Below are 1,296 nucleotides of genomic sequence, written 5' to 3' on the forward strand. Positions count from 1 at the left end.
GCCACCTGTTCTTCTGGCGTCAGGCCAGCCAGATTGCGTTGTTGATGGTCAATGCGTTGGGTTTGCATGGGTTCCCCCTTACATGGTCATGGTTTGCATCAGGATGTCTGACGCACAGGCCAGGGTCGGCACCGCTTGAAAGCGGGCTTCAATGTCGTGGATCAGGATGGCGAGTGACCCCATGGCCGAGGTGGCCACGCTCACCAGGGTGTTGCGCTCCGAGCGGGTGATCCGGCCCCGGTCAGTCAGCTCCAGCGCTCGCTGGCCAATGCTGGCGATCTTGGCGTTCAGGTCGATGGCTTGATGGGGCAGGGAAGGAGCTCGATCAGCCTTGGGAATAGCCACTGCAGTGAGGCCACACTCCAACAACAGACCGTCGAACAGCGTCTCGTCCCCCTCGGTGGCGTGATAAATGGCCACCAGTTCCCTAGCGGTGAGTTGGTGAGGTTGTGCCGGGTTTAACTTGTTGCGTAGTACCTGCTCACCGATACCTGCAGTGCGGGCCACTTCGGCCAATGAATGGCTGGCGGCAAAGCGCGAACATGCGGAGTCAAAGTGATGATGTTTGCTGCAAGTTTGCTCAAACATGGCTTTCATCCCTCTGCTTGCGCGACACTCTAGGGCGGCGGACAGGTGCCGGTGCAGGTACCAGACCCGGCTGATTCATTGCCTGCTGGGTGTAGAGCACTAGGTTGATCAGCACTTTTTCAGCGCGGCCCTGCTTAGGCATGATTGGAATGCGCCCGGCCCGCACGTAGTTCTCCACCGTGCGCTGGGTCAAGCCGGTACGCTCGGAGAAGCTCTCTACCGTGCAAACCGGGGTATCGATATGGATGGGGGCGATAATCATGGATGGTTGCCTCCTGCGAGTTCAGTTACGCGCGACCTTGCGCGGTGTGATGCTGATCGGCTTTCAACTTGCCGCCAGTCAGCACTTCGATTTGGTAGGCTCGGCCTTTGGGGATGGTGTCTCCCCACTGGGATACCGCGCTTTTCTTGATGCCCAGAGCATCAGCAATCGCGGCTTTTGTGCCGAAGTAGTCGACGGCCAATTCAGTTTTCATGCTCACCTCAAAGTTCGGTTCATTGAACAGGTTAAAACAACTAAACTTTGCCGAAAGTTAAGTCATCTGGACTTTTGGGTCAAGCACTCTGGACTGGAAATTGTTTAGATTACTGAACTATGAAAAGTGAACGCATTAAAGAACTCAGGAAAAAACATGGACTTACCCAGCAAAAGCTGGGTGAACTCATTGGTGTGAAAAAGTCATCAATTTCTCAGTGGGAGAACGATGA

The 1,296-nt window shown here is 55.2% G+C and carries 4 protein-coding genes; 1 reads left to right on the plus strand and 3 read right to left on the minus strand.

Features of this window, described 5'->3' with window-relative positions:
* Positions 1–78 precede the first annotated feature (78 nt).
* From AACS18_RS16330 to AACS18_RS16340, 3 genes are read right to left on the minus strand one after another with little or no spacing between them, the layout of a single operon-like run.
* Positions 79–588, minus strand: a complete 510-nt coding sequence (locus AACS18_RS16330) for a phage regulatory CII family protein (protein WP_108611870.1) — start codon at positions 586–588, stop codon at positions 79–81.
* Positions 581–850, minus strand: coding sequence for a regulator (locus AACS18_RS16335; protein ID WP_108611871.1), 270 nt, complete (start codon positions 848–850; stop codon positions 581–583). Before AACS18_RS16335 ends, AACS18_RS16330 begins: the two co-directional genes overlap by 8 nt.
* 25 nt (positions 851–875) lie before the next feature.
* The gene (locus AACS18_RS16340) at positions 876–1,064 is read right to left on the minus strand and encodes a Cro/CI family transcriptional regulator (RefSeq protein WP_108611872.1); all 189 of its coding nucleotides are present in this window, start codon (positions 1,062–1,064) and stop codon (positions 876–878) included.
* A 119-nt stretch (positions 1,065–1,183) separates the two neighbouring features.
* On the opposite strand from AACS18_RS16340, the gene AACS18_RS16345 reads away from it, so the two are divergent.
* On the plus strand, positions 1,184–1,296 hold a 113-nt coding region (locus AACS18_RS16345; RefSeq protein WP_146184722.1), incomplete at its 3' end, for a helix-turn-helix domain-containing protein.

Source organism: Aeromonas sp. HMWF015 (genome assembly GCF_963878965.1).
Lineage (GTDB): Bacteria > Pseudomonadota > Gammaproteobacteria > Enterobacterales > Aeromonadaceae > Aeromonas > Aeromonas veronii.